General features: G+C 66.9%; 28 protein-coding genes and 4 pseudogenes. 27 read left to right on the plus strand and 5 right to left on the minus strand.

The genetic code is table 11. The annotated features are described in order from the left end of the window. Positions 1-4: 4 nt before the first annotated feature. The 4 genes and pseudogenes from fusA to AAFF41_RS28195 all read left to right on the plus strand — a co-directional run. Positions 5-2,131, plus strand: coding sequence for an elongation factor G (gene fusA / locus AAFF41_RS28180; protein ID WP_060900338.1), 2,127 nt, complete (start codon positions 5-7; stop codon positions 2,129-2,131). Positions 2,132-2,298: 167 nt separating this feature from the next. Continuing rightward, a complete protein-coding gene (gene tuf, locus AAFF41_RS28185; protein WP_101400105.1) occupies positions 2,299-3,492 on the plus strand; it encodes an elongation factor Tu in 1,194 nt (397 codons plus the stop codon). 109 nt (positions 3,493-3,601) lie between these two features. Then, on the plus strand, positions 3,602-4,084 hold the full coding sequence (locus AAFF41_RS28190) for a DUF6193 family natural product biosynthesis protein (protein ID WP_319750129.1): 483 nt from the start codon (positions 3,602-3,604) through the stop codon (positions 4,082-4,084). A 72-nt stretch (positions 4,085-4,156) separates the two neighbouring features. Then, positions 4,157-4,603 (plus strand): annotated as a pseudogene (locus AAFF41_RS28195) (glycosyl hydrolase 115 family protein); the annotation flags it as partial. A 10-nt stretch (positions 4,604-4,613) separates the two neighbouring features. Here the strand turns inward: AAFF41_RS28195 and AAFF41_RS28200 are convergent. The 3 genes and pseudogenes from AAFF41_RS28200 to AAFF41_RS28210 form a co-directional block, all read right to left on the minus strand. Next, complete coding sequence (locus AAFF41_RS28200; protein ID WP_343324808.1) at positions 4,614-5,858, minus strand: cytochrome P450; 1,245 nt, start codon at positions 5,856-5,858, stop codon at positions 4,614-4,616. 87 nt (positions 5,859-5,945) lie between these two features. Further along, positions 5,946-6,320, minus strand: a pseudogene (locus AAFF41_RS28205) (Uma2 family endonuclease); the annotation flags it as partial. Between the two features lie 4 nt (positions 6,321-6,324). Continuing rightward, positions 6,325-6,946, minus strand: a pseudogene (locus tag AAFF41_RS28210) (helix-turn-helix domain-containing protein); the annotation flags it as partial. Positions 6,947-7,402: 456 nt separating this feature from the next. On the opposite strand from AAFF41_RS28210, the gene AAFF41_RS28215 reads away from it, so the two are divergent. From AAFF41_RS28215 to AAFF41_RS28240, 6 genes are all read left to right on the plus strand, one after another. Continuing rightward, complete coding sequence (locus tag AAFF41_RS28215; RefSeq protein ID WP_343324809.1) at positions 7,403-7,879, plus strand: hypothetical protein; 477 nt, start codon at positions 7,403-7,405, stop codon at positions 7,877-7,879. A gap of 1,591 nt (positions 7,880-9,470) precedes the next feature. Continuing rightward, positions 9,471-10,700, plus strand: a complete 1,230-nt coding sequence (gene mycP / locus AAFF41_RS28220; protein ID WP_343324810.1) for a type VII secretion-associated serine protease mycosin — start codon at positions 9,471-9,473, stop codon at positions 10,698-10,700. 147 nt (positions 10,701-10,847) lie between these two features. Next, a complete protein-coding gene (locus AAFF41_RS28225) occupies positions 10,848-11,291 on the plus strand; it encodes a hypothetical protein (RefSeq protein ID WP_343324811.1) in 444 nt (147 codons plus the stop codon). Between the two features lie 8 nt (positions 11,292-11,299). Next, the gene (locus tag AAFF41_RS28230; RefSeq protein WP_343326366.1) at positions 11,300-13,096 is read left to right on the plus strand and encodes an alpha/beta hydrolase; all 1,797 of its coding nucleotides are present in this window, start codon (positions 11,300-11,302) and stop codon (positions 13,094-13,096) included. A 64-nt stretch (positions 13,097-13,160) separates the two neighbouring features. Beyond that, a complete protein-coding gene (locus tag AAFF41_RS28235) occupies positions 13,161-13,694 on the plus strand; it encodes a hypothetical protein (RefSeq protein WP_343324812.1) in 534 nt (177 codons plus the stop codon). A gap of 140 nt (positions 13,695-13,834) precedes the next feature. Beyond that, complete coding sequence (locus AAFF41_RS28240) at positions 13,835-14,296, plus strand: hypothetical protein (RefSeq protein ID WP_343324813.1); 462 nt, start codon at positions 13,835-13,837, stop codon at positions 14,294-14,296. A gap of 163 nt (positions 14,297-14,459) precedes the next feature. On the opposite strand, the pseudogene drmD reads toward AAFF41_RS28240, so the two are convergent. Then, a pseudogene (gene drmD / locus AAFF41_RS28245) lies at positions 14,460-16,094 on the minus strand (DISARM system SNF2-like helicase DrmD); the annotation flags it as partial. Positions 16,095-16,106: 12 nt separating this feature from the next. Beyond that, positions 16,107-16,982 (minus strand): SNF2-related protein, encoded by an 876-nt coding sequence (locus AAFF41_RS28250; RefSeq protein ID WP_343324814.1) that lies wholly within the window; start codon positions 16,980-16,982, stop codon positions 16,107-16,109. 532 nt (positions 16,983-17,514) lie between these two features. Here AAFF41_RS28250 and rpsJ point away from each other — a divergent pair. From rpsJ to rplF, 17 genes are all read left to right on the plus strand, one after another. Then, entirely contained in the window at positions 17,515-17,823 is a 309-nt protein-coding gene (gene rpsJ, locus AAFF41_RS28255) for a 30S ribosomal protein S10 (protein WP_003948644.1), read from the plus strand. Between the two features lie 17 nt (positions 17,824-17,840). Then, entirely contained in the window at positions 17,841-18,485 is a 645-nt protein-coding gene (gene rplC, locus AAFF41_RS28260; protein WP_030619125.1) for a 50S ribosomal protein L3, read from the plus strand. Positions 18,486-18,490: 5 nt separating this feature from the next. Beyond that, entirely contained in the window at positions 18,491-19,147 is a 657-nt protein-coding gene (rplD, locus tag AAFF41_RS28265) for a 50S ribosomal protein L4 (RefSeq protein ID WP_060900353.1), read from the plus strand. Continuing rightward, entirely contained in the window at positions 19,147-19,563 is a 417-nt protein-coding gene (rplW, locus tag AAFF41_RS28270; protein ID WP_060900354.1) for a 50S ribosomal protein L23, read from the plus strand. Before rplD ends, rplW begins: the two co-directional genes overlap by 1 nt. Before the next feature lie 39 nt (positions 19,564-19,602). After that, the gene (gene rplB, locus AAFF41_RS28275; protein ID WP_030039757.1) at positions 19,603-20,439 is read left to right on the plus strand and encodes a 50S ribosomal protein L2; all 837 of its coding nucleotides are present in this window, start codon (positions 19,603-19,605) and stop codon (positions 20,437-20,439) included. A 12-nt stretch (positions 20,440-20,451) separates the two neighbouring features. After that, positions 20,452-20,733: a 30S ribosomal protein S19 gene (rpsS, locus tag AAFF41_RS28280; RefSeq protein WP_015035577.1), complete on the plus strand. Its 282-nt coding sequence runs from the start codon at positions 20,452-20,454 to the stop codon at positions 20,731-20,733. A gap of 41 nt (positions 20,734-20,774) precedes the next feature. After that, positions 20,775-21,122 (plus strand): 50S ribosomal protein L22, encoded by a 348-nt coding sequence (rplV, locus tag AAFF41_RS28285; RefSeq protein WP_003974262.1) that lies wholly within the window; start codon positions 20,775-20,777, stop codon positions 21,120-21,122. Continuing rightward, entirely contained in the window at positions 21,122-21,958 is an 837-nt protein-coding gene (gene rpsC / locus AAFF41_RS28290; RefSeq protein ID WP_143602621.1) for a 30S ribosomal protein S3, read from the plus strand. Before rplV ends, rpsC begins: the two co-directional genes overlap by 1 nt. A 5-nt stretch (positions 21,959-21,963) precedes the next feature. Continuing rightward, the gene (gene rplP, locus AAFF41_RS28295) at positions 21,964-22,383 is read left to right on the plus strand and encodes a 50S ribosomal protein L16 (RefSeq protein WP_010986348.1); all 420 of its coding nucleotides are present in this window, start codon (positions 21,964-21,966) and stop codon (positions 22,381-22,383) included. Continuing rightward, complete coding sequence (gene rpmC / locus AAFF41_RS28300; RefSeq protein WP_003998824.1) at positions 22,383-22,607, plus strand: 50S ribosomal protein L29; 225 nt, start codon at positions 22,383-22,385, stop codon at positions 22,605-22,607. Before rplP ends, rpmC begins: the two co-directional genes overlap by 1 nt. Continuing rightward, positions 22,607-22,894 carry a 30S ribosomal protein S17 gene (gene rpsQ / locus AAFF41_RS28305; protein ID WP_060901495.1) on the plus strand — a complete coding sequence of 96 codons (288 nt, stop codon included), beginning with the start codon at positions 22,607-22,609 and terminating at the stop codon, positions 22,892-22,894. The genes rpmC and rpsQ overlap by 1 nt, the downstream gene beginning before the upstream one ends. 198 nt (positions 22,895-23,092) lie before the next feature. Beyond that, on the plus strand, positions 23,093-23,461 hold the full coding sequence (rplN, locus tag AAFF41_RS28310) for a 50S ribosomal protein L14 (protein ID WP_003998823.1): 369 nt from the start codon (positions 23,093-23,095) through the stop codon (positions 23,459-23,461). A 2-nt stretch (positions 23,462-23,463) separates the two neighbouring features. Then, positions 23,464-23,787: a 50S ribosomal protein L24 gene (gene rplX, locus AAFF41_RS28315; RefSeq protein ID WP_060901494.1), complete on the plus strand. Its 324-nt coding sequence runs from the start codon at positions 23,464-23,466 to the stop codon at positions 23,785-23,787. Next, positions 23,787-24,344: a 50S ribosomal protein L5 gene (rplE, locus tag AAFF41_RS28320; protein WP_060901493.1), complete on the plus strand. Its 558-nt coding sequence runs from the start codon at positions 23,787-23,789 to the stop codon at positions 24,342-24,344. Before rplX ends, rplE begins: the two co-directional genes overlap by 1 nt. A 5-nt stretch (positions 24,345-24,349) precedes the next feature. Beyond that, a complete protein-coding gene (locus AAFF41_RS28325; RefSeq protein ID WP_003948630.1) occupies positions 24,350-24,535 on the plus strand; it encodes a type Z 30S ribosomal protein S14 in 186 nt (61 codons plus the stop codon). 211 nt (positions 24,536-24,746) lie between these two features. After that, positions 24,747-25,145, plus strand: a complete 399-nt coding sequence (rpsH, locus tag AAFF41_RS28330; protein WP_010986352.1) for a 30S ribosomal protein S8 — start codon at positions 24,747-24,749, stop codon at positions 25,143-25,145. A gap of 24 nt (positions 25,146-25,169) precedes the next feature. After that, positions 25,170-25,709, plus strand: coding sequence for a 50S ribosomal protein L6 (gene rplF / locus AAFF41_RS28335; RefSeq protein WP_060901492.1), 540 nt, complete (start codon positions 25,170-25,172; stop codon positions 25,707-25,709). The last annotated feature ends 3 nt before the right edge of the window (positions 25,710-25,712 follow it).

Below are 25,712 nucleotides of genomic sequence, written 5' to 3' on the forward strand. Positions count from 1 at the left end.
CCTTATGGCTACCACTTCACTTGACCTGGCCAGGGTCCGCAACATCGGGATCATGGCCCACATCGACGCGGGCAAGACGACCACCACCGAGCGGATCCTCTTCTACACCGGCGTCAGCTACAAGATCGGTGAGGTCCACGACGGCGCTGCCACCATGGACTGGATGGAGCAGGAGCAGGAGCGTGGCATCACGATCACCTCTGCTGCCACCACCTGTCACTGGCCGCTCGAGGACAACGACTACACGATCAACATCATCGACACCCCGGGGCACGTCGACTTCACGGTCGAGGTGGAGCGCTCGCTGCGCGTCCTCGACGGTGCCGTCACGGTGTTCGACGGTGTCGCCGGTGTGGAGCCGCAGTCCGAGACGGTGTGGCGTCAGGCCGACCGTTACGGCGTGCCGCGCATCTGCTTCGTCAACAAGCTCGACCGGACCGGCGCGGAGTTCCACCGCTGCGTCGACATGATCAAGGACCGCCTCGGTGCGGTGCCGCTGATCATGCAGCTTCCGATCGGTGCCGAGATGGACTTCAAGGGCGTTGTGGACCTGGTCCGCATGAAGGCGCTCGTATGGTCCGCCGAGGCCGCCAAGGGCGAGATGTACGACGTCGTCGACATCCCGGCCACGCACACCGAGGCTGCCGAGGAGTACCGCGGCAAGCTCGTCGAGGCCGTCGCGGAGAACGACGACGAGATCATGGAGCTGTTCCTGGAGGGTCAGGAGCCCACCGAGGAGCAGCTGTACGCCGCGATCCGTCGTGTCACCATCGCGTCCGGCAAGTCCAAGGGCGTCACGGTCACCCCGGTGTTCTGTGGCACCGCGTTCAAGAACAAGGGCGTTCAGCCCCTGCTCGACGCGGTCGTGCGCTACCTGCCGACTCCGCTTGACGTCGAGGCCATCGAGGGCCACGACGTGAAGGACCCGGAGCTGGTCGTCAAGCGCAAGCCGTCCGACGACGAGCCGCTCTCCGCCCTCGCGTTCAAGATCATGAGCGACCCGCACCTGGGCAAGCTCACCTTCGTCCGGGTGTACTCGGGCCGCCTGGAGTCCGGCAGCGCCGTGCTGAACTCCGTCAAGGGCAAGAAGGAGCGCATCGGCAAGATCTACCGCATGCACGCGAACAAGCGTGAGGAGATCGAGTCGGTGGGCGCCGGTGACATCGTCGCCGTCATGGGCCTGAAGCAGACCACCACCGGTGAGACGCTGGCCGACGACAAGAACCCGGTCATCCTGGAGTCCATGGACTTCCCGGCGCCGGTCATTCAGGTCGCCATCGAGCCCAAGTCCAAGGGTGACCAGGAGAAGCTGGGTGTCGCCATCCAGCGTCTCGCGGAGGAGGACCCCTCCTTCCAGGTTCACTCGGACGAGGAGACCGGCCAGACCATCATCGGTGGTATGGGCGAGCTGCACCTCGAGGTGCTGGTCGACCGTATGCGCCGTGAGTTCAAGGTCGAGGCCAACGTCGGTAAGCCGCAGGTCGCGTACCGTGAGACGATCCGTAAGGCCGTCGAGCGTCACGACTACACGCACAAGAAGCAGACCGGTGGCACCGGTCAGTTCGCCAAGGTGCAGATCGCGATCGAGCCGATCGAGGGCGGCGACGCCTCGTACGAGTTCGTGAACAAGGTCACCGGTGGCCGCATCCCGAAGGAGTACATCCCTTCGGTCGACGCGGGTGCGCAGGAGGCCATGCAGTTCGGCATCCTGGCCGGCTACGAGATGACGGGCGTCCGCGTCATTCTTCTCGACGGTGGCTACCACGAGGTCGACTCCTCCGAGCTCGCGTTCAAGATCGCCGGTTCGCAGGCCTTCAAGGAGGCCGCGCGCAAGGCCAGCCCCGTGCTGCTCGAGCCGATGATGGCCGTCGAGGTCACCACGCCCGAGGACTACATGGGTGAGGTCATCGGCGACATCAACTCCCGCCGTGGTCAGATCCAGGCCATGGAGGAGCGGGCCGGTGCCCGCGTCGTGAAGGGCCTCGTGCCCCTCTCGGAGATGTTCGGCTACGTCGGCGACCTCCGCAGCAAGACCTCGGGTCGCGCAAGCTACTCGATGCAGTTCGACTCCTACGCCGAGGTTCCCCGGAACGTCGCCGAGGAGATCATCGCGAAGGCCAAGGGCGAGTAACGCACCCCGTTTACACGCTTTAGGCTTGACACCGACCGCCGGGGCTTCGAACCGGCAAGGGGACGAGAGATCGTCCCCGGGGGAGAACCCCGGCGGGCGGCATCCCAGCAAAGATCACCTGGCGCCGATGAGTAAGGCGTACCAGAACCACTCCACAGGAGGACCCAGTGGCGAAGGCGAAGTTCGAGCGGACTAAGCCGCACGTCAACATCGGCACCATCGGTCACATCGACCACGGTAAGACGACCCTCACGGCCGCCATTACCAAGGTGCTGCACGACGCGTACCCGGACCTGAACGAGGCCTCGGCCTTCGACCAGATCGACAAGGCTCCTGAGGAGCGCCAGCGCGGTATCACCATCTCCATCGCGCACGTCGAGTACCAGACCGAGACGCGTCACTACGCCCACGTCGACTGCCCCGGTCACGCGGACTACATCAAGAACATGATCACGGGTGCGGCGCAGATGGACGGCGCCATCCTCGTGGTCGCCGCCACCGACGGCCCGATGCCGCAGACCAAGGAGCACGTGCTCCTGGCCCGCCAGGTCGGCGTTCCCTACATCGTCGTCGCCCTGAACAAGGCCGACATGGTGGACGACGAGGAGATCCTGGAGCTCGTCGAGCTCGAGGTTCGCGAGCTGCTCTCCGAGTACGAGTTCCCGGGCGACGACCTGCCGGTCGTCAAGGTCTCGGCGCTCAAGGCCCTTGAGGGCGACAAGGAGTGGGGCCAGACCGTCCTCGACCTGATGCAGGCCGTCGACGAGAACATCCCGCAGCCCGAGCGTGACGTCGACAAGCCGTTCCTGATGCCGATCGAGGACGTCTTCACGATCACCGGTCGTGGCACCGTCGTCACCGGTCGTATCGAGCGTGGTGTCCTCAAGGTCAACGAGACCGTCGACATCGTGGGCATCAAGCAGGACAAGACCACCACCACGGTCACCGGCATCGAGATGTTCCGCAAGCTGCTCGACGAGGGCCAGGCCGGTGAGAACGTCGGTCTGCTCCTCCGTGGCATCAAGCGCGAGGACGTCGAGCGCGGCCAGGTCATCATCAAGCCCGGTTCGGTCACGCCGCACACCGAGTTCGAGGCCCAGGCCTACATCCTGTCCAAGGACGAGGGTGGCCGCCACACGCCGTTCTTCAACAACTACCGTCCGCAGTTCTACTTCCGTACGACGGACGTGACCGGCGTTGTGACCCTCCCCGAGGGCACCGAGATGGTCATGCCGGGCGACAACACTGAGATGACCGTTTCGCTCATCCAGCCCGTCGCCATGGAGGAGGGCCTGAAGTTCGCCATCCGTGAGGGTGGCCGGACCGTGGGCGCCGGCCAGGTCATCAAGATCAACAAGTAAGTCCTTGTTGGCCTGACAGCCTGGTAGCTCCTCGCGAGCTCCTTGAAGGGGCCCGTACGACTTCGGTCGTACGGGCCCCTTTGCCGTGCCCATCGCGCACACTGCGTGCGTGGATTCCCATGACCCGGGCATGGTGGGACGTAGGCCGCTGCCGGCGAAGCCGGTTCTTCCGGACGTGGCGGCGGCGCATCGGCGTGGCCCGGCCGATGCCGTGGAGGCGCGGTGGCGGCAGCTGGCGCTGGCGTGGCAGTGGCGTCGCGAGCGGCAGGAGGTCCTCCGGCCAGGGGTGGGCTACCCGGGCATCGTGGACCTCATCGAGGTGGCCGGCGCGGAACGGACACTGCGGCAGCTGTATCCGTACAACAGCCATTTCGCCCTGCATCTGAGCAGCTGCACCCGGTACCCGTACGTGCTGCGGGTGCCGAGCGTCCTGCCTCGGTACGACGGGCGCTTCCGGGTCTTCGTGCCCCGCGTCGGGACCCTCCTCGGCGAGACCGACACGGCGGAAGCGGCCGTGGCCCTGGTCGTGGCCCACCTTCCGGCGGGGCTCGGCCCGGCGGTGGCCGGCAGCGCCGACGATCTTCGCCTATGACGGACTTCGTCAGCCCATGACGGCTGCGCCAAGCGATGACCGCCTCCGTATGCCGATGACGGTCTCAGTACACGGATCGGCCGCACGGGGGCGGGCATGACGCCGTACCCCGTGACGGCCCCGCGCCGGACGCCGGGCGGCACCGCCTCCCTGCGCCTGGAGTACGAGGTGAGCCTGGTGAGCGTCGGCACGGTGACCGTGTGGGCGTACCTGTCCCCACGCAACCCGGCCCTCCCGACGGGCGGCCTGCGTTACGCGCTCTCCTTCGACGACGCGCCGCCGCGGACGGTCGACATCCCCGCGGCCACGGGAGCCGACGACGGCCTGATGAACAGCCAGTGGGCCCGCGACACGTCGGACCACGTGAACATGACGTCGACGAGGCATGCGATCGCCGCTCCCCGGGTGCGCCGCCCGGAGTTCTGGATGGTCGACCCGACGGTGGTGCTGCAACGGCTGGTGATCGACACGGGTGGGCTCGGGCCGACGTACCTGGGTCCGGCGGAAAGCCACCGTGTGGACCGGCGTGTCACCAGGCGACCGGCAAGGCCACCGGACCGCGGATCATCGTGCGCTGCCGGAAGGGGACCTGATCGGCGGGCACGGCGAGGCGCAGCCCGGGCAGGCGTTCGAGCAGGGTGTCGATCAGCAGCTCGATCTGCATACGGGAGAAGACGGCGCCCGTGCAGAAGTGCGGCCCGTTGCCGAACGACACATGGGCCCCCGCGTCCCGGTCGAAGTCGATCCGGTCGGGGTCGGGGAAGACGTCCGGGTCGCGGTTGGCGGCCAGGTAGGAGACATAGACGGCGTCGCCCGCGCTGACGAGGGTGCCGTGGATGTCGACGTCCTGCGTGGCGATGCGGGGCAGACCGACGGCGGCGCGGTGCGGGATGTGACGCAGGAGTTCCTCGATGCCCGCCCGGCGGGAGGCGGGGTCGTCGCGGAAGCGTTGCAGCAGTTCGGGCCGGGTGAGGAGGAGGTAGAACATCTGGCCACTGTTGTGGGTGACGGCCTCGCCGCCGATCTGGAGCGGCCCGGCGACACTGATCGCCTCCTCCAGACCGAGCTCGCCCCGCCGCACGGCACCACCGAGCAGGGACAGCACGTCCTCGCTGGCACCGTCGCTCTCGCTGTCGCGGCGCTCGCGGACGGCCTCCCCGATCCACCCGAAGAGCCCCTTCTTGGCCTGCTCGGAGGCCTCGGCGCCGCCCGCCGTGCTGATGATCTCCCGCGTCCAGTCGTGCAACTTCTGCCGCTCGTCGACGGGTACGCCCATGACCTCGCAGACGACGTTGATCGGGAAGGGTTCGAGGACCCGCTCGACCAGGTCCGCCGGGGGGCCGTCCGCCACCAGCCCGTCCACCAGGGCGTCGAGCATCTCCTGGGCGCGGGGGCGCAGGCGCTTCACGGCGCTCACGGTGTAGGCGGCCGAGACGGCGTTCCGGAGCCGGTTGTGGTCGGGCTGATCGGCCCAGGCCAGGGCCCCGGGGCGGGGCGCGAAGTGCGGCGCGAGTCGCGTGACCTGCCGGACGGAGGCCTCCCGCCGGCTGAACCGGGGATCGTTCGTGATCATCTTCACGTCGTCGTAGCGCGTCGCCAGCCACGCCCAGCCCTCCCCGTACGGAAGCCGGATCCGCGTCAGCGGCCCCTCCCGCATCAGCTCCGCGAGCACCGGCTCGAACTCGGTGGCCTTCAGCTCACCGGCGGGCCAGTCCCGAACAGGGGGAAGAGGCTGCTCGGGCCGCTCGGCGAGTGTGCCGGTCTCTTCTGCCATGCGTTCAGCATCGTCGGGCGGGGGTGGGGTGTCGTGCGGGAGTGCTCCAGGCGGAGCAGCGGAATGCCGTCATCGCCGCGGTCCGGCTTACTGGTTCGGGTACCGGGGCAGGTCCGCGGTGGAGATCGTCCATTCGGCGATGGTGACGTCTTCGCCGTACATGAAGTCCTTGCGGGTCGCGGAGCGGGGGCCGCCGGGAGTGGGGTGGATGTCGGAGAGGACGGCACCTTCTCCCATGCGCGGGTCGAAGATCACGTACGACGGAATGCCCAGCAACGGATAGTCCCGCACCGTGCTCACCCAGTCGTTGTCCGGGCTCGAGCGGGAAACGATCTCGATGGCGGCGATGATCGTACGGGGGTCGAAGGACCCGTCACCCTCCATGTCCGCCTCGGCGATCAGCATGACGTCGGGGTGGCGCAGGATGCCCTCGGGAAGGTCCTCCCCGTCCGGGGTGCCCGTGCCGGGCGGCGACGCCGGGGGCCAGGTGCTCCGTGTCGGTGACGGAGAGGAGGAGCCGGGAGTCGTGGCGGCGGAGGCCGGCGAGGAGGTCGGTGGCGGCCCGGAGGAGGGTGGGGAAGGCGTGCGCGGGCTGGGGCGCGGTGGGGAGGAGCTTGCGGGGCGGTCGTTTGGCCGCGGCCGGGCGTTGAGCGGGCCTGCTGGGGGTGTCCGGCCGCCGTTCCGTGGTGTCCGGGCTGGTTGCAGGGGACGGTGCGGGTGACGATCCGGCCGCCGGGGGTGCGTTCGCGGGTGCCGCGGAGGTGGCCGTGGGTTTCCAGCTCGCGCAGCGCGGCGGCGATACGGGGCGGGCCTTCGGGGAACCGGGCGGCGAGGGTCTTGATGTCGACGCGGGCGCCGGTGGGGAGCGACTGGATGTAGACGGCGAGCCCGATCGCGAGTCCTGAGAGCTCCGGGTGCTGGGCGAGGTGGTTGCCGATCACCGTGAAGCGGGTGGTGTGGCGGGTGTGGCCGTGGATGCCGCCGGCGGGACGGGCGTGAGCGCTCTGGTGGGGGTGGTTTTTGCCCGCGATACGGGACTGGGCGGGGGAAGGTAGGCAACCGACCCTGAATCCACCCGAGGTGGGCATATTCACTCGCGGGAGTGAGTTTGCGCGGTGGTCACCGCTTCGGCGGGCGGGAGGGGTGGGGCTTGGCGGGGTTCTTTCCCTCTCGTGTTTCTTGGGGAAGATCGCAGGCAGCACCGGAACACGCTTCGCCGTGCTCCGGTGCTGCGAGGTCGAGTTCGGCCCGGACGGGCACTTGGACACTCCCGCTCCCGCATGTGAGTACGGACACTCATGTGCCGTCTCCTGTGGCGGGGTTGAGTGGAGCCATGCCTTTCCTCACCGGCCTCGGAGACTGGCCGAGCCCCTCCTCGGAATGGCCCGATTCCGGTCATTCTCTGCCAGGGGCTGTCTGTGGACTGTCACAGCCGATAGCTAGAGTTGCAGGTGAAGCTTCGGCTGTTGTGGCTGTACGGGGGAGAGATTGTGTTGCCGAGCGATAGTGGGGCGGCGCCTGGACCGGCGTCGTGGGCGTCGAGCGTGTTCGACGCGGCGCAGAACGCGATCGGTGATGTGGTCACCGAGCTGTCGTCGTTCACGAAGTTCCAGAAGCGCGTCGACGACCTGATCCGCGACCTCAAGGGTTCGGTGGCGGGACCGGGCGAAGTGGGGCAGGAGCAGCTCGCACGGCACCAGTTCGGCGGCGGAAGCGGGGCGTGGGCGGAGGCGTCCGGCCTTTTCACCTCGTACGAGACGGTGATCACCGAGCTGGAGAGCCTCTCCAAACTGCTGTCCGACTCCATGGAGGGCATGGGTATCGCCGTGCTGGCCTCGCACAAGGGCTACCAGAACATCGACCTGGACATCCGCGACCGTATGACGGCGATCAGCACGGAGACGACGAAGCACTACGGCGGGAGCTACGACCCCGCGCTGCCGAAGAAGAGCCACGAAGGCGGCACCGATTCGAAGCCGCATCAGACACCTTCGAGCGGCGACTCGGGAGGCACGATCTGATGTCCGGCACGGGAACCGGCGGCGGTACGTCCTTCGAGGACATGAGCCACGAGCAGATGCTCGCGTGGCTGGACCAGGCGAACGCGGGGACGGTGCAGGGCGCCGCCGACCGGCTGATCGCCGCGGCCAAGGAGATCCGCAAGATCGCGGAGGAGCTCAAGGTCCGCCCGCAGTACGTGGAGTGGAAGGGCGAGGGGGCGGACGCGTTCCGCACGTGGAGCGGCGACCTGGCCAACTCGACTTTGCGCCTGGGTGATTTCAGCGAGGGCGCCGCGAAGTGGCTGGGTGAGGCCTCGGGCGCGATCGCCACGGCGCAGGCGTCCATCCCGCGCGACACCAAGAGCGCCCAGGCGAACCTGGACGCGGCGCAAGCGGCGCACAACGACCCGGACGCGGCGACGGTGAGCAGCAAGTCCGCGAGCGAACTCGCGGCGCTGGCGGCGGACAAGGAGAAGGTGCGGCAGGAGGCGGCTGCGCAGATGCGGAAGCTGGGCCAGACGTACTCGCTGTCGGCCACGCAGCTGGACGGGCTGGAGAGGCCCAAGTTTCCGCCGCCGCCTGCGGCCTTCGTGCCGCCGCGTGACAATGCGGTCGAGGACCTGGCTCGCCCGTCACCCGGGAGCTCCGCCGGTGTGAGCGGGGGCGGCACCGCTTCCGGAGTCGTCGGAACCGCCGGAACCGTACGGCCTGAGCATGGGCATGCTGTGACCTCGGGGCGGCTTGAGACGGAGCAGTTCACGAGTGAGGCGCCGTCAGATCATCTGCGCGCGCGGACCATCGAGCCTGTCACGCATGTCGGCATTGACTCGGCGACTACTCTCCCAGGAGTTCATCAACCGCCTGCAGGAGCGGCGAACGGGATGCCCACACCCTCTCGTCCGGACACAGGCGTACCTTCAGCGGGGAGTGGCATGGCTCCGCCGTTCTCAGGCGGCGCTCCACGCATACCTTCGGCCTCCGTCGGCCCGGGTAGATCGGACGTTGCTGGACGCGTGCCTGCCCGGCCTGGGCAACGAGCCGTCGGCTCCCTTCCTGGTAGTGGAGCCACTGGAGTCGGCCCGATCTCGAGCCGCAACATGCCAGGCTCCGGCGTGGCTCCGAGCCGTACCGTTCCAGGCCAAGGCTCCGGCCGTGGTCTTCCGGCCAATTCAGGCATCACCGGGGGGCGTCCGACTACGACGCCTAGCACTGGCCGACCTACGGGTCGGCTACCCGGCGGGACGGTCGTCGGCGGCGAGCCCGTAGGCAGCCGCGGCTCGGCCGCAGGACCAGGAGGGCAGGCGGTTGCCCGCCCGGCCGTCGGCCGACCCGTTGGACGCTCCGCGCCCACGCCCTCTAACGGCGTCGTGGGTGGCACCCCGCAGCAGACGGGCCGCGCGCCGGCCCGTCCCGGCGCGCCGGTAGCCTCCGCACCGACGCGAGGAGGCATCTCCGGCGGTACGCCCAGCGAGGCAGGCAATCGCAGAGGTGCTCGCGGCGGTGCCGCTGGACAGACCGGTGGCGCCCGGCAGGCCAAGCAGAAGCGGCAGACCGACCGCCGCGGTGAAGCACCGACCGCCGACTGAATTCCAGAAATACGAAAGGGACGTACATGCCCACCGGCAATACGCGGCACAGGAGGTTCCAGGTTCTGGCCTCAGCGGCCATCGGGCTACTGCTGGCGGGCGGTACGGCCGCTCAGGCTCACGCCGACTCCACCCGCTCCCAGCAGTGGTACCTGGACGCCATGCACGCCGAGGACATGTGGCGGACGAGCACGGGCAAGGGGATCACCGTCGCCGTGATCGATACCGGAGTCGACCCAAACAATCCCGATCTGAAGGGACGGGTGCTCGATGGACTGGATCTGGCACCTTCAAGCCGTTCCGGAGACGAGCACACGGACTACGACGGCCACGGTACGGGGATGGCCGGACTCATCGCTGGTACAGGGGCGTACGGAGGTGGAAACGGTGCGTTCGGTCTTGCACCGGGCACCAAGATCCTTCCCATCCGTATGCCTGCCAAGGGTGACGAGAATGGCTTTGCAGGGCCCTCGTACCTCGCGAAGGCCATCCGCTACGCGGCAGACTCAGGTGCTCAGGTCATCAACATTTCAGCGGGCACGACTGTCACCGCACCCCAGCTGACTGCTGCCGTGAAATACGCCCTGGACCACGGCTCGCTCGTTTTCGCGGCTGTAGGGAATAGTGGCGACAAGGGCAACACCGTTGAGTATCCAGCCGCCACTCCAGGTGTCGTCGGTGTGGCAGCCGTGAGCAAGAATCTTCGGCGGACTTCCTGGTCCCAGTACGGCCCTCAGGTGGACCTCTCCGCCCCAGGCGAGGAAATGGTCCACGCCTGCGGCGGCAAGACGGGCCTCTGCAAGGGGAGCGGCACCAGCGACGCCACCGCCCTGGCCTCCGCCAGCGCCGCCCTCATCTGGTCCAAGCATCCGACCTGGACCAACAACCAGGTCCTGCGCGTCATGCTCAACACCATCGGCGGCCCCACGGACGGCGCGAAGCGCAACGACTCCATCGGCTACGGCATTGTGCGCCCTCGCTTCGCCCTTCAGAACCCCGGTGACCCGGGCCCGGCCGACGAGTATCCCCTCTCCGACCTCGCTGCCGCGGCCTCAGCATCTCCGTCGGCAGAGGGCGCGGGCCCCAACGGCACCAGTGCCAAGTCCAAGGAGAACAGCACCGCGGTCGCGGCCTCCGCCGAGGACGGAGGCAGTGGCCTTCTCTGGATCGGGCTGGGCGTCGGTGCTGCCGTACTGCTCGGCGGAGCCGTCACGGCCGTGGTCGTCGGCAGGCGCCGACACGCCAGGGGCACCTGAGTACGCGTACTCACGCCTGATGGTTATCGGTACGGATGAGACGCCTGACGAGGCGACGCTACGGTATTGCGTGATCACAGCAGCATTGCTGCCGCACGTTTACATGGGTTCGTCGGTGTACGACGAGACACGGGGGAGGGACCACGCATGGCGTGGGAGGAGTGGGAGCAGCTCAAAACCGCAGCGGCTGAGCGGAACTCGACCCAGATGCAGCTGAACCACGTACCGATGGATCCTGGGGGTGCCGGCGGCACGCTGGTGTCGAACAGGCCGGCCTGGGCCAAGGCAGGGGAAGGCGTCGGATCACTCCGTGAGGACATCGGAGGGGCGCTGGGGAAGCTGGCGGACGGCCAGAGAGGCCTCGGTAAGGACTCAGGCTGCCTGACCGCAGAGGCCCAGAAGGACGTTTACGGGTCGTGGGAGCGCTACGTCCGGGACGTGAGCGGGCGCTGCGGGAAGTTGGCGGGCTTGCTGGAGAAGACGGGCAATGCCCAACTGGCGACCGACGAGGCGGTTGAGGTCGAGATCGGCAATCTGAAGGTCGAGTACGCGGACACGCCGGTTGTCGGCGGCCAGGTCAAGGGGCAGTGAGCACCAGCATGGACCTTGCAACGCTCAAAGCCCTCAAACCGACCGAGTACTCGGAAGCGGCCGACGGATACCGCAGCACGTCTGACATGGCGAGCGCGGCCAAGGATCGCATCGACAACCAGATCGTCGTGGCCATGAGGAACTCCCTGAAGGGCGAGGCCGCGACCGCGGCGGTCAAGCAGCTGACGGAGCTGAGCAAGAACTTCCACTACGTCCAGGTCGAATGCGGTCTCGTCAGTACGGCTCTCGAAGCTTTCTCGTACGAGGTGGGAGCAGCCAAGAGCAAGCTCGACGCGGCGCTCGAAGGCGCGCAGGCGGCGAAGCTCACCGTGAATGCCGACGGCTCGATCACCTATCCGCCGAGTGGGGAGAAGGGCGAGGACGGCAAGATCCCCGAAGGCGGCACGGTGAGCGGCCTGACGGATGACACGGCCTCCGCGGTGGGCCGTCAGGCAGCCAACTTCGACCCCAACCCCAACCACCGCCTCGCACAGGACTACGCGGACCAGATCGCCGCTGCCCTCAAGGAAGCGACGGAGGCCGACGAGAAGTGGGCGCCGAAGCTGAGGGCGCTGAAGGCGGACGACGATCTGACCGTCTCCGACAAGGACTGGGCCGACGCTTCCTCGGACACGAAGGGTGTGAGCGAGGCGGGCAAGAAGTATCTCGACTCGCTGCCGCAGCCACCCACGAACGGCAGCCCGAAGGACAACGCGGAGTGGTGGAAGGGACTCAGCGCGGAGGAGCAGACCGCGTGGGTCTCCATGCATCCCGACTCCCTGGGCGCGCTCGACGGGCTACCTGCCACGGTTCGGGACGAGGCCAACCGCATCGTGTTCGACGAGGCACGGGGCACGATGCAGACAGAGCTGAATTCGATACCGGCGGCGCCGCTCAATGAGTGGACCTGGATCAGCGCCGGAGGCTACGCGTCCAAGGTGCATACCGATGAATGGATGGATTGGTACAAAAAATACGGGGGCGAGTACGATCACCTCACCTCATCCCTCAAGGGTATGGAGTCGATCCAGACCCGCTTCGACGCGACGGGTAATGGTGGGCTGCCCGAGGCGTACCTGCTGGGGTTCAACGCGGACGGCAATGGGCGCGCGATTGTCGCAAACGGGAATCCCGACACTGCTGATCATCAGGCAGTGTATGTGCCGGGCACAACATCGAATCTGGGCAAAATCAACGGTGATATCGGACGAATGACGGATCTGTGGCGTGTGGCCAATACCGAGGCACATGGCGAGTCTGTTTCTACGATCACCTGGCTCGGCTACGACGCACCTCAGAATCTCGTCAAAGACTCGCCGTTCGAACACTACGCATATGACGGCGCTCCGGCATTCCGCGACTTCATGGACGGCCTTGACGCGTCGCATTCCGGTGATTCGGATCCGCACCGAACTGTGATCGCTCACTCGTACGGAACGACCCTGGTCGGCGCCGCGGCCCAGACGGGGCAGCTCAACGCAGATGACGTTGTCCTCGCGGGCAGCCCCGGCGTCAAGGTTTCCCACGCAACGGACCTGGACGTCCCCGCGGGGCACGTGTGGAACGAGGAGGCCGACGGGGACCCTGTTCCGGACATCGGTCGTTTCGGCCATGGTGGGGACGGCTGGGTCGTTCCCAGTGATCCGAGCTTCGGTGCCAACCAGATGACCACGGATACCGAGGGCCACAGCGGTTACTGGGATGCGGGCTCCGACAGCCTGCGGAACCAGGCCCGGGTTGCGGTCGGAAAGGGTGACGACGTAGAGCTGAAGCCGCCGCCGGATCCCTGGGCGCATGTGAAGTAGGAAGCATGGCTGCCCGACCAACAGACCGGCCCGTGTCACGGTTCGATTAAACGAGGTCCCCGACTTGAAGACGAAACTGGGCGCAATCGCGCTCACCCTGCCCATCGCCCTTGCGACCCTCACCGGATGCGGCATGACTGACACCAACAATTCCGACGACATCCCATCTTCCGGCGTCAGCACGTCGAGTGACGCCGCTGAGGATGCGAAGAAGACTTCCAGCGAGCTGTACAACCTTATCGGCTTCAAAGGGAAGGCATCCGACACTGGGCCGGGAGTCAAGGAGTGCGGAAAGAAGGACCCGGACAAGTACTTCCAGATCTTCCATTCCTGGTCCTTCACTCCGACCTCGTCCGGGCAGCTCGAGGGCGCAATGGAAAATCTGAAGTCAAAACTGCCCAAGCATGGCTGGGAGGTTGTCGAATACGGACCGGACAGTAGCCGAAACAAGAACCTCAGCCTCACGGCCGACAACGACACGAAGAAATTCAGCGTCAAAATCACCTACCAGGCCAAGGACAATCCGTCGAACCTCAGCTTCTTCGTCGTCTCCGGCTGCTATCAGGTTCCGGACGGCCAGAAGATCGAGCAGTTCTGATACGGCCCGGACAGGCGGCACGGCCGTGGGGTACAGCCCAGGCGAGGAGCGGCAGAACCCCATCAGCGATGGCCGCCCGAGGCATCAGGAGGCGTACTCATCCTCCCGTCCGCGCGCGCATACTCAGGCAGGTTGATCCCATGGGCTTCTTCGACAAGTTGACCGGCACCAGGTACCCCGACACCGGTGTCGTACTGCTGTCGGGCATGGAACTCCGGGCCGCGCTGCTCGCGCTCAACGGGCCGGATGTGCCGTTCCGCGTGCGCAACGCCCTCCCCAAGGAGAAGGCCGATCTGGTCGCGGAGTGTCGGATCCGGGAAGTGGGCGTGGCCCTCAAGACCCGGATGCGCCTGCTCTCGGAGAAGCACGAGGTGCGTTTCCTCGACGAGCGGTGGGAGAACCGTTCGTCCGACCACGCCGATGCGCAGTACGGACGTGGACACGCGCCCGCGGTGTACCGGCAGTGGGAGACCAAGCAGGGCCCCGACGGCTGTCGGCGCAAGGTCGAGACGTTCCGCTTCGACACGCGGGAGATGACGGACCCTCTGCGGAACGTGGTGCTCGGCGCCGGATGGACCTGGCGGGGAGTGCTCAAACTCTGAGCCTCCGGTGAGACACCGTCACGAGTTTGAAGTGCGCATAACCGGGGTGAGTGGGGAGGCGGCGGAGGTTGAGCACGCGTACTCATGCTCGCGGTGTGGCCGCCGTGGACGATTCTGGACATGACACAGAGAAACACCAGCTTCGGGCGGCGTCGTAAGGCGATCAACGTCTTGGCCGCGGCGCTGGCCGTTCCTTGCCGGTGAGGGGGTGGCGCAGTCCGTCGTTGCGGGCACGCGCCCAGGCACCGGGCAGCTCAGGCAGCCGGAAACAGCGGGCGCCCTTGCCCGGCTTGGGATCGGGCACCTCGGAGAGGTCCTTGTTGTGGGCCAGCAGCAGGCCCGTACGGACGACACGCTCGACCGTCTCGGGGTGCAGGTGCAGCTCCTGGCGGCTGCCGGACAGGGCATCCACCAGGCGTTCCAGGTCGCGTGCCAGGTCCCGCTCGACCTTCAGGACGGCCTTTCCGGACCGCTTGGTGATCTCGGCGTCGGCGGTGGTCCAGCTCGAACGGCGTCCCAGCATCTTCTGCTCGACCTGCGCGGCGATCACCTCGCCCGCGCTGCCCAGGTCCTCACGGATGCGCTCGGTCTTGCGGGCGGCGACGGCGAGGAAGTGCAACTCGTCCTCCAGGGCGCCGTCGTCGTAACCCGAGTCCGTCTGGTGGTCGTGCTCCGGGTCGAAGCCCTGCCAGCCCGCCGGGACGAAGTGGAACACGTCCACCTGGTGGGCCCGCTGCCCGTGCCGGTCCACACGGCCGTTGCGCTGCTCCAGGCGGTTCGGGTTCCAGGGGATCTCCCAGTGCAGCACCCGGTGGCAGTGCGCCTGGAGGTTGATGCCCTCGCTGACCGCGTCGGTGCCGAGCAGAATGCGCACGGGGGACAGGTCGGGGCTCTCCTGGAAGACCTGCTTGACCCGCTCCCGGTCGTCCTGGTCCTGGCCGCCGTACAGCTGGGCGATCCGCTCCTCGGGGTAACCGGCGGCGATCAGCTGTCCGTACAGCCAGCGCTGGGTGTCGCGGTACTCGGTGAAGATGATGACCCGCTCGGGCTCCCAGTCGCCAAGGGGGCCGTCAGGGCAGACGATGCCGTCCAGCCACTCCTTGAAGCGGCCGAACTTGGCGTCCGGTCGCTTCCCGGCGTCGATGGACCAGGTGTCCAGTTCCTTGAGAAGGGTGTGCTCCCGGTCGGAGAGCGGACGCATGGCCTGACGGGCGGCGGTGAAGGCCTGCGTCGCCGCCTCTGCCTGCTCCTGCTCGTCCTCCTCCTCGGCCTCCTCGATCCCGTCGATCAGCGGCCGCAGCACGCGGACGCTCGGGGCCGGCTCCTGCTCGGTCTCCGTGCGCCGGGTCGTCATCGTGTTCAGATGTGTGTGGATCGTCTCCGCGAACGCCTTCGGAGACGACAGGAAGCGCTTCTTGAGCAGCGACGTCACGAAGTCGGCGGCCGTCCCGCCCGCCTTCCCGTTCCCCTGTTCGGCGCGGCGGGAGCGCGCGTACTCCGTCAGCTTCGCGTACGCCTCCCGCATCGCGTCGCTGTACTCGACCTCCAGCGCATGCGGCACCCGCTTCGGGAAGCGCGGCTTGCCGTTCCACAGTGGCGGCAGGTCCGACTTCATGCGGCGCACCATCACCCGGCGCAACTGCTCGTCGGACGGTTTGATCCCGCGGGCGAAGCGGTGGTCGTCGAGCAGTTCGAGGAGCGCGGTGAAGGACTCCAGGTAGCCGTTGTGCGGGGTCGCGGAGAGGAAGAGGCGGTGCTCGCAGTGCGGGGCCAGCAGCTTCACGGCCCGGGTGCGCTGCGAGTCGACCGCTTACTTTCCCGATCCGGACGGCGCGCACGTGTGCACCTCGTCCACGACCAGCAGGTCGAAGGCGCGGGGATATTCCGGCACTTGGGGCAGTAGTTCGCGCAGCATGCGCATCGGGGGCTCGCGCTTCAGCCAGTCGATCGAGACGATCAGCCGCGGGTGATGGGTCCACGGGTTGGCGTACGGGCCGGCTGCGCGGCGCAGCTCCCGCAGCATCTTGGTGTTGACGATCCGGAAGTCCAGACCGAACTTGTCCCGCATCTCGTCCCGCCACTGGAGCGTCAGCCCAGCGGGGCAGACGATCAGCATCGAGCGGGCGCGGTGCCGCAGCATCAGCTCCTGCATCACCAGACCGGCCTCGACCGTCTTGCCCAGGCCCACGTCGTCCGCGATCAGCAGGTTCGTACGAGGCATGGACAGGGCGCGGACCACGGGGTCCAGCTGGTAGTCCTGGATCTCGACGCCGGAGCGGAACGGGGCCTGGAGCGCCGTCTTGTCGGCGGAGGCGATGGCACCCCAGCGCACGGCGTCCAGGAAAGCGTCCAACCGCCCCGGCTCGTCGAAGCCGTCGCTGGGAGACGGCAGCTCGTACTGGTCGTGAACGTCCGTCGCCTGCTCCAGCTCCCACACCACCCGCAGCTCTTCGTCCCGGCCGTCGCTTTCCAGTGAGGACAGGGTGATCAGGTGGCTGGTTGCGGCCTCAGCGGCGCGTGCCGGGTCGTCGCTGGCGGCGGTCGAGCGGACGACGTCGGTGACCACCCAGGGGCGATTGCGTACGGTCACGCGCTGGCCTGGGGCTGGTACTCCGGTGTCCTGTGCCTCGGCGGTGTCCGGATTCTCCAGCCGTACGGTCATCTCGCTCGTCCCCCCAGCTTTCACGGGCATCATTCTCTTCAGCGCTTGTGAAAAGCTTAGGTGCGGAATGACTGGTGAGACCCGGGGCGGACGCTTATGCCCCGGGCGGATACGTGCCGCGAGCCTTGCCGTGTGCCCAGGGTTTGACCTGCGTCACTCAAGGGGTACGATCCTCGGCTCGATTGGCCAGGCCCCCGCCCCGTGTGGCAGACTAACGGGGTTGCTCGGTCGAGTGCCGATGCTGCGCGCCTCCCGTCGGGAGGACCGGAAGCGAGTCCCACAGTACTCGTCGCCTCAACTGCCGTAAGGCAGCGCTGGGGCGGACGTACGGGAATCTTTCGGGAAGTGTCAGCGGGGTGCGGGCCAGGCGCCCGGTGGGTGTTCCAGCCTCCGGTCCTGCGGTTGCTTTCGGGCGGGCCGCGTCCCTCGTAGGGAAATCCGTTACGGATATTTCTGCGGCAGGAGCGCGACACACCCGACCGCGTGGGTCGGAGATACGGGACGCGAACCCCCGGGTTCCAGAGCGTTTCACGAGACAAAGGACTACTGAGTAGCCATGGCGGGACAGAAGATCCGCATCCGGCTCAAGGCCTACGACCACGAGGTCATCGACAGCTCGGCGAAGAAGATCGTCGAGACGGTGACCCGCACTGGTGCGTCGGTCGCAGGCCCGGTGCCGCTGCCCACTGAGAAGAACGTGTACTGCGTCATCAAGTCGCCGCACAAGTACAAGGACTCGCGCGAGCACTTCGAGATGCGCACGCACAAGCGCCTGATCGACATTCTCGACCCGACGCCCAAGACCGTTGACTCTCTGATGCGACTCGACCTCCCGGCCGGTGTCGACATCGAGATCAAGCTCTAGGGATCGGTGATCTGAGAATGGCTAAGCAGATCAAGGGCATCCTGGGCGAGAAGCTCGGCATGACGCAGGTGTGGGACGAGAACAACCGTGTTGTTCCGGTCACCGTCGTCAAGGCCGGCCCCAACGTCGTCACCCAGGTGCGTACCAACGACAGCGACGGCTACGAGTCGGTCCAGATCGCCTTCGGCGAGATCGACCCGCGCAAGGTGAACAAGCCCCTCAAGGGTCACTTCGCCAAGGCCGACGTCACCCCCCGTCGTCACCTCGTCGAGATCCGCACCGCGGATGCCTCCGAGTACACCCTCGGCCAGGAGATCTCCGCCGAGGTCTTCGAGGCGGGCGTGAAGGTCGACGTCACCGGCAAGAGCAAGGGCAAGGGCTTCGCCGGTGTCATGAAGCGTCACAACTTCAAGGGCCTCGGCGCCGGTCACGGCACCCAGCGCAAGCACCGCTCTCCCGGCTCCATCGGTGGCTGCGCCACCCCGGGTCGTGTGTTCAAGGGCCTCCGCATGGCGGGTCGCATGGGCAACGAGCGGGTCACCACCCAGAACCTGACCGTTCACGCCGTTGACGCGGAGAAGGGCCTGCTCCTTATCAAGGGCGCGGTTCCTGGTCCGAACGGCGGCCTCGTCCTGGTCCGCACCGCGGCCAAGGGGGCCTGAGGACTATGAGCACCATTGACATTCTGTCGCCCTCCGGCGACACCGCCGGGACCGTTGAGCTCCCGGCCGAGATCTTCGACGTAGAGAAGATCAGCATTCCGCTGCTTCACCAGGTCGTCGTCGCACAGCTGGCCGCCGCCCGTCAGGGCACGCACAAGGTCAAGCGTCGTGGCGAGGTCCGCGGTGGCGGTAAGAAGCCTTACCGTCAGAAGGGCACCGGCCGCGCGCGCCAGGGTTCGACCCGTGCGCCGCAGTTCGCCGGCGGTGGCGTCGTCCACGGCCCCACGCCGCGTGACTACTCGCAGCGGACCCCGAAGAAGATGAAGGCCGCGGCCCTGCGCCACGCCCTCACCGACCGGGCCCGCAACGCTCGCATCCACGTCATCACCGGCGTGATCGAGGGCGAGACCCCCTCCACCAAGGCCGCCAAGAGCTTCCTCGGCAAGGTCAGCGAGCGCAAGAACGTGCTCCTGGTCATCGAGCGCTCCGACGAGGCCGCGCTGCTCTCCGCGCGCAACCTGCCCCAGGTCCACATCCTGGAGCCGGGCCAGCTGAACACGTACGACGTTCTCGTCTCGGACGACGTGGTCTTCACCCAGGCCGCTTTCGAGTCCTTCGTGTCTGGCCCCAAGGCCGCTGACACCGAAGGGAGCGAAGCCTGATGGCTACGCGTCACCCGAGCATTGCCTCCAAGGCGGCCAAGGCCGCCAAGGCCGCGCGCGTCGCCAAGGCGAAGCGCCACGAGGCCGAGGGCAAGAACACCGTCGAGACGCCGGTGAGCAAGAGCTTCACGGACCCCCGTGACGTCCTCCTCAAGCCGGTCGTCTCCGAGAAGAGCTACGCGCTGCTCGACGAGGGCAAGTACACCTTCGTCGTCGCGCCGGGCGCCAACAAGACCCAGATCAAGCAGGCCGTCCAGGCGGTCTTCTCGGTCAAGGTCACCGGCGTCAACACGATCAACCGTCAGGGTAAGCGCAAGCGCACCAAGAGCGGTTTCGGTAAGCGTGCTGACACCAAGCGCGCCATCGTGACCCTCGCTGAGGGCGACCGTATCGACATCTTCGGCCAGGCCTCCTAACGGAGCGCCCTGGTCCGAATATCGGACGAGGACTGAGAAATGGGAATCCGCAAGTACAAGCCGACGACGCCGGGCCGCCGTGGCTCCTCCGTCGCCGACTTCGTCGAGGTCACGCGGTCCACGCCGGAGAAGTCGCTGGTCCGCCCGCTGCACAGCAAGGGCGGCCGTAACAACGCCGGTCGTGTGACCGTTCGCCACCAGGGTGGCGGACACAAGCGCGCCTACCGAGTGATCGACTTCCGTCGTCACGACAAGGACGGCGTGCCGGCGAAGGTCGCGCACATCGAGTACGACCCCAACCGCACCGCGCGCATCGCGCTGCTGCACTACGCCGACGGCGAGAAGCGCTACATCCTCGCCCCGCGCAACCTGCAGCAGGGTGACCGCGTCGAGAACGGTCCCGGGGCCGACATCAAGCCGGGCAACAACCTGGCCCTCCGCAACATCCCGGTCGGTACCACGATCCACGCGATCGAGATCCGTCCCGGTGGCGGTGCCAAGTTCGCCCGCTCCGCCGGTGCCTCGGTGCAGCTGCTCGCGAAGGAGGGCACGATGGCCCACCTTCGTATGCCTTCCGGTGAGATCCGCCTGGTCGACCAGCGCTGCCGCGCCACGGTCGGCGAGGTCGGCAACGCCGAGCAGAGCAACATCAACTGGGGTAAGGCCGGCCGTAAGCGCTGGCTGGGCGTTCGCCCGACCGTCCGCGGTGTGGCGATGAACCCGGTTGACCACCCGCACGGTGGTGGTGAGGGCAAGACCTCCGGTGGTCGCCACCCGGTCTCCCCGTGGGGTCAGAAGGAGGGTCGTACTCGTTCGCCGAAGAAGGCTTCGAACAAGTACATCGTCCGCCGCCGCAAGACGAACAAGAAGCGCTAGGAGCGGGTTTAGATGCCGCGCAGTCTCAAGAAGGGACCCTTCGTTGACGGCCACCTCGTAAAGAAGGTGGACGCTCAGAACGAAGCCGGTACCAAGAACGTCATCAAGACCTGGTCCCGTCGCTCGATGATCATCCCGGCCATGCTCGGCCACACGATCGCGGTGCACAACGGCAAGACCCACATTCCGGTGTTTGTCACCGAGTCGATGGTCGGCCACAAGCTCGGCGAGTTCTCGCCGACGCGCACCTTCCGGGGTCACGTCAAGGACGACCGGAAGTCGAAGCGCCGCTAACGCGGGGTGGAATGACCATGACAGACACTGGAAGGACAACCATGGAAGCCAGGGCCCAGGCGCGGTACATCCGCGTTACGCCCATGAAGGCCCGCCGCGTGGTGGACCTTATCCGTGGCATGGATGCCACGGAGGCTCAGGCGGTCCTGCGTTTCGCCCCGCAGGCCGCGAGCGTGCCGGTCGGCAAGGTGCTTGACAGCGCCATTGCCAACGCCGCGCACAACTACGACCACACCGACGCCGACAGCCTCTTCATCTCCGAGGCGTACGTCGACGAGGGTCCGACCCTGAAGCGGTTCCGTCCGCGGGCCCAGGGCCGTGCCTACCGGATCCGCAAGCGGACCAGCCACATCACCGTGGTCGTCAGCAGCAAGGAAGGAACCCGGTAATGGGCCAGAAGGTTAACCCGCATGGGTTCCGGCTCGGCATCACCACGGACTTCAAGTCCCGTTGGTACGCCGACAAGCTGTACAAGGACTACGTCAAGGAAGACGTCGCCATCCGTCGGATGATGACGTCCGGCATGGAGCGCGCCGGTATCTCGAAGGTGGAGATCGAGCGCACCCGTGACCGCGTGCGGGTGGACATCCACACCGCGCGTCCCGGCATCGTCATCGGCCGCCGTGGCGCCGAGGCCGACCGCATCCGCGGTGACCTCGAGAAGCTCACGGGCAAGCAGGTCCAGCTGAACATCCTCGAGGTCAAGAACCCCGAGACGGACGCTCAGCTGGTTGCTCAGGCCGTTGCCGAGCAGCTGTCCTCCCGCGTCTCCTTCCGCCGTGCCATGCGTAAGAGCATGCAGTCGGCGATGAAGGCGGGCGCCAAGGGCATCAAGATCCAGTGTGGTGGCCGTCTCGGCGGCGCCGAGATGTCCCGCTCGGAGTTCTACCGCGAGGGCCGTGTGCCCCTGCACACGCTCCGTGCGAACGTCGACTACGGCTTCTTCGAGGCCAAGACGACCTTCGGCCGCATCGGTGTGAAGGTCTGGATCTACAAGGGCGACGTCAAGAACATCGCCGAGGTCCGCGCCGAGAACGCCGCTGCCCGCGCCGGCAACCGCCCGGCCCGTGGTGGCGGCAACGACCGCCCGGCCGGCCGTGGTGGCCGTGGTGGCGAGCGTGGCGGCCGCGGCCGCAAGCCGCAGCAGGCTCCCGCTGCCGAGGCCCCCAAGGCCGAGGCTCCGGCGGCTGCCGCTCCGGCTGAGAGCACCGGAACGGAGGCCTGACCGACATGCTGATCCCCCGTAGGGTCAAGCACCGCAAGCAGCACCACCCGAAGCGCCGTGGTCAGGCCAAGGGCGGTACGCAGGTTTCGTTCGGCGAGTACGGCATTCAGGCCCTCACGCCGGCGTACGTGACGAACCGCCAGATCGAGGCCGCCCGTATCGCGATGACCCGCCACATCAAGCGTGGCGGCAAGGTCTGGATCAACATCTACCCGGACCGCCCGCTCACGAAGAAGCCCGCCGAGACCCGCATGGGTTCCGGTAAGGGTTCGCCGGAGTGGTGGATCGCGAACGTGCACCCGGGCCGGGTCATGTTCGAACTGTCCTACCCCAACGAGAAGATCGCCCGTGAGGCCCTCACTCGCGCAGCCCACAAGCTGCCGATGAAGTGCCGGATCGTCAAGCGCGAGGCAGGTGAAGCGTGATGTCGGCCGGTACCAAGGCGTCCGAGCTGCGCGAACTGGGTGACGAGGAGCTTCTCGCGAAGCTTCGCGAAGCCAAGGAAGAGCTGTTCAACCTCCGCTTCCAGGCGGCGACCGGTCAGCTCGAGAACCACGGTCGGCTCAAGGCCGTCCGCAAGGACATCGCGCGGATCTACACCCTGATGCGTGAGCGCGAGCTGGGCATCGAAACGGTGGAGAGCGCCTGATGAGCGAGAGCAACGTGACCGAGAACACCACTGAGGCGCGCGGATTCCGCAAGACCCGTGAGGGTCTCGTCGTCAGCGACAAGATGGACAAGACCGTCGTCGTCGCCGTCGAGGACCGCGTCAAGCACGCCCTGTACGGCAAGGTCATCCGCCGTACGAGCAAGCTGAAGGCCCACGACGAGCAGAACGCCGCGGGTATCGGCGACCGCGTCCTCCTCATGGAGACGCGTCCGCTGTCCGCGACGAAGCGCTGGCGCATCGTGGAGATCCTCGAGAAGGCGAAGTAATCAAACGGGGGGCTCAATCCCCCCGTTGCCCCGCCGGGGGCCTGCCGCACCGTCAGGTGCCCGGCCCCCGGCGGAGGTTTTCTCCCTCAACAGGCCAAGTAATTCCTGCGGGGCTCATCCGCAGGACGGTTCCGCCAGGCTCGCGGGGCGACCCGAAAGGGATCCCCGCGGGAACCGGCAGACAATCAGGAGATAGACGTGATCCAGCAGGAGTCGCGACTGCGCGTCGCCGACAACACGGGGGCGAAGGAAATCCTTTGCATCCGTGTGCTCGGTGGCTCCGGTCGCCGCTACGCGGGCATCGGTGACGTCATCGTCGCCACCGTCAAGGACGCGATCCCCGGTGGCAACGTGAAGAAGGGTGACGTCGTCAAGGCGGTCATCGTTCGCACCGTCAAGGAGCGCCGCCGTCCGGACGGCTCGTACATCCGCTTCGACGAGAACGCCGCTGTCATTCTGAAGAACGACGGCGACCCTCGCGGCACCCGTATCTTCGGCCCCGTCGGCCGTGAGCTGCGCGAGAAGAAGTTCATGAAGATCATCTCGCTCGCGCCGGAGGTGCTGTAAGCATGAAGATCAAGAAGGGTGACACGGTTCAGGTCATCACCGGCAAGGACAAGGGCAAGCAGGGCAAGGTCATTGCCGCTTACCCGCGCGACGAGCGCGTCCTGGTCGAGGGTGTCAACCGGGTCAAGAAGCACACGAAGGCCGGCCCCACCGCCAGCGGTTCGCAGGCCGGCGGCATCGTGACCACCGAAGCCCCCATTCACGTGAGCAACGTTCAGCTCGTCGTGGAGAAGGACGGCAACAAGGTCGTCACGCGCGTCGGTTACCGCTTCGACGACGAGGGCAACAAGATCCGCGTTGCCAAGCGGACGGGTGAGGACATCTGATGGCTACCACCACCACTCCGCGTCTCAAGACGAAGTACCGCGAGGAGATCGCGGGCAAGCTGCGTGAGGAGTTCTCCTACGAGAACGTCATGCAGGTTCCCGGCCTCGTCAAGATCGTGGTCAACATGGGTGTCGGCGACGCCGCCCGTGACTCGAAGCTCATGGACGGTGCCGTCCGTGACCTGACCACGATCACCGGTCAGAAGCCGGCCATCACCAAGGCCCGCAAGTCCATCGCGCAGTTCAAGCTGCGCGAGGGTCAGCCGATCGGTGCCCACGTCACGCTCCGTGGCGACCGCATGTGGGAGTTCCTGGACCGCACCCTGTCGCTCGCGCTGCCGCGCATCCGCGACTTCCGCGGTCTGTCCCCCAAGCAGTTCGACGGCCGTGGCAACTACACCTTCGGTCTCACGGAGCAGGTCATGTTCCACGAGATCGACCAGGACAAGATCGACCGCGTCCGGGGTATGGACATCACCGTGGTGACCACGGCGACCAACGACGCTGAGGGCCGTGCCCTTCTCCGTCACCTCGGCTTCCCCTTCAAGGAGGCGTAAGCGAGATGGCGAAGAAGGCTCTGATTGCCAAGGCTGCTCGTAAGCCCAAGTTCGGTGTGCGTGGCTACACGCGCTGCCAGCGCTGCGGTCGTCCGCACTCCGTGTACCGCAAGTTCGGCCTGTGCCGCGTCTGCCTTCGTGAGATGGCTCACCGTGGCGAGCTGCCGGGCGTGACCAAGAGCTCCTGGTAGTTCCGGTAATTCCGGACTCCAGAGGCTCTCGGTAAGCAAAGGGCTTGGTCAGGTGCCCACCCCTCCATGGCTTAGGCTAGGACGGTTGGGCGCCTGACGCCCGTACGACTTACTACGCCGTAGGTCCCCGCACCGCACCCGTCCCGCCACTGAGTGGGGAGAGGGATGGCGCATACAGGAAACCCCGGCGAGAGAGGCCGAAGGCCAATTCATGACCATGACTGATCCGATCGCAGACATGCTTACGCGTCTGCGTAACGCGAACTCGGCGTACCACGACACCGTGGGTATGCCGCACAGCAAGATCAAGTCGCACATCGCGGAGATCCTCCAGCAGGAGGGCTTCATCACGGGCTGGAAGGTCGAGGACGCCGAGGTCGGCAAGAACCTCGTCCTCGAGCTGAAGTTCGGCCCGAACCGTGAGCGCTCCATCGCGGGCATCAAGCGGATCTCCAAGCCCGGTCTCCGGGTGTACGCGAAGTCCACCAACCTGCCGAAGGTGCTCGGCGGCCTTGGCGTGGCGATCATCTCCACGTCCCACGGGCTCCTCACCGACAAGCAGGCCGGCAAGAAGGGCGTAGGCGGAGAAGTTCTCGCCTACGTCTGGTAACGGAAGGGAACGGAGGAAACAGCTATGTCGCGTATTGGCAAGCTCCCCATCACGGTTCCCGCCGGCGTGGACGTCACCATCGAAGGCCGTACGGTCCAGGTGAAGGGCCCCAAGGGCACCCTCGCTCACACCGTTGCCGCGCCGATCGAGGTCGTCAAGGCTGAGGATGGCGTTCTCAACGTCACCCGCCCCAACGACGAGCGTCAGAACAAGGCCCTGCACGGCCTGTCCCGCACGCTGGTGGCGAACATGATCACCGGCGTGACCCAGGGTTACGTGAAGAAGCTCGAGATCAGCGGTGTCGGTTACCGCGTCCAGGCGAAGGGCTCCAACCTGGAGTTCGCGCTCGGCTACAGCCACCCGATCACCGTCGAGGCCCCCGAGGGCATCACCTTCAAGGTGGAGGCTCCGACCCGTTTCTCGGTCGAGGGCATCGACAAGCAGAAGGTCGGCGAGGTTGCGGCCAACATCCGCAAGCTGCGCAAGCCCGACCCGTACAAGGCCAAGGGCGTCAAGTACGAGGGCGAAGTCATTCGCCGCAAGGTCGGAAAGGCGGGTAAGTAAGCC

This window comes from Streptomyces mirabilis (assembly GCF_039503195.1).
Taxonomy (GTDB): domain Bacteria; phylum Actinomycetota; class Actinomycetes; order Streptomycetales; family Streptomycetaceae; genus Streptomyces; species Streptomyces mirabilis_D.

Bases quoted from the DNA above. Each gene is read 5' to 3' on its own strand.
- fusA (WP_060900338.1), top strand. From the start codon at position 5: ATGGCTACCACTTCACTTGACCTGGCCAGGGTCCGCAACATCGGGATC.
- AAFF41_RS28200 (WP_343324808.1), bottom strand. From the start codon at position 5,858: ATGGCAGAAGAGACCGGCACACTCGCCGAGCGGCCCGAGCAGCCTCTT.
- mycP (WP_343324810.1), top strand. From the start codon at position 9,471: ATGCCCACCGGCAATACGCGGCACAGGAGGTTCCAGGTTCTGGCCTCA.
- AAFF41_RS28225 (WP_343324811.1), top strand. From the start codon at position 10,848: ATGGCGTGGGAGGAGTGGGAGCAGCTCAAAACCGCAGCGGCTGAGCGG.
- AAFF41_RS28230 (WP_343326366.1), top strand. From the start codon at position 11,300: ATGGACCTTGCAACGCTCAAAGCCCTCAAACCGACCGAGTACTCGGAA.
- AAFF41_RS28240 (WP_343324813.1), top strand. From the start codon at position 13,835: ATGGGCTTCTTCGACAAGTTGACCGGCACCAGGTACCCCGACACCGGT.
- rpsJ (WP_003948644.1), top strand. From the start codon at position 17,515: ATGGCGGGACAGAAGATCCGCATCCGGCTCAAGGCCTACGACCACGAG.
- rplC (WP_030619125.1), top strand. From the start codon at position 17,841: ATGGCTAAGCAGATCAAGGGCATCCTGGGCGAGAAGCTCGGCATGACG.
- rplD (WP_060900353.1), top strand. From the start codon at position 18,491: ATGAGCACCATTGACATTCTGTCGCCCTCCGGCGACACCGCCGGGACC.
- rplW (WP_060900354.1), top strand. From the start codon at position 19,147: ATGGCTACGCGTCACCCGAGCATTGCCTCCAAGGCGGCCAAGGCCGCC.
- rplB (WP_030039757.1), top strand. From the start codon at position 19,603: ATGGGAATCCGCAAGTACAAGCCGACGACGCCGGGCCGCCGTGGCTCC.
- rpsS (WP_015035577.1), top strand. From the start codon at position 20,452: ATGCCGCGCAGTCTCAAGAAGGGACCCTTCGTTGACGGCCACCTCGTA.
- rplV (WP_003974262.1), top strand. From the start codon at position 20,775: ATGGAAGCCAGGGCCCAGGCGCGGTACATCCGCGTTACGCCCATGAAG.
- rpsC (WP_143602621.1), top strand. From the start codon at position 21,122: ATGGGCCAGAAGGTTAACCCGCATGGGTTCCGGCTCGGCATCACCACG.
- rplP (WP_010986348.1), top strand. From the start codon at position 21,964: ATGCTGATCCCCCGTAGGGTCAAGCACCGCAAGCAGCACCACCCGAAG.
- rpmC (WP_003998824.1), top strand. From the start codon at position 22,383: ATGTCGGCCGGTACCAAGGCGTCCGAGCTGCGCGAACTGGGTGACGAG.
- rpsQ (WP_060901495.1), top strand. From the start codon at position 22,607: ATGAGCGAGAGCAACGTGACCGAGAACACCACTGAGGCGCGCGGATTC.
- rplX (WP_060901494.1), top strand. From the start codon at position 23,464: ATGAAGATCAAGAAGGGTGACACGGTTCAGGTCATCACCGGCAAGGAC.
- rplE (WP_060901493.1), top strand. From the start codon at position 23,787: ATGGCTACCACCACCACTCCGCGTCTCAAGACGAAGTACCGCGAGGAG.
- AAFF41_RS28325 (WP_003948630.1), top strand. From the start codon at position 24,350: ATGGCGAAGAAGGCTCTGATTGCCAAGGCTGCTCGTAAGCCCAAGTTC.
- rpsH (WP_010986352.1), top strand. From the start codon at position 24,747: ATGACCATGACTGATCCGATCGCAGACATGCTTACGCGTCTGCGTAAC.
- rplF (WP_060901492.1), top strand. From the start codon at position 25,170: ATGTCGCGTATTGGCAAGCTCCCCATCACGGTTCCCGCCGGCGTGGAC.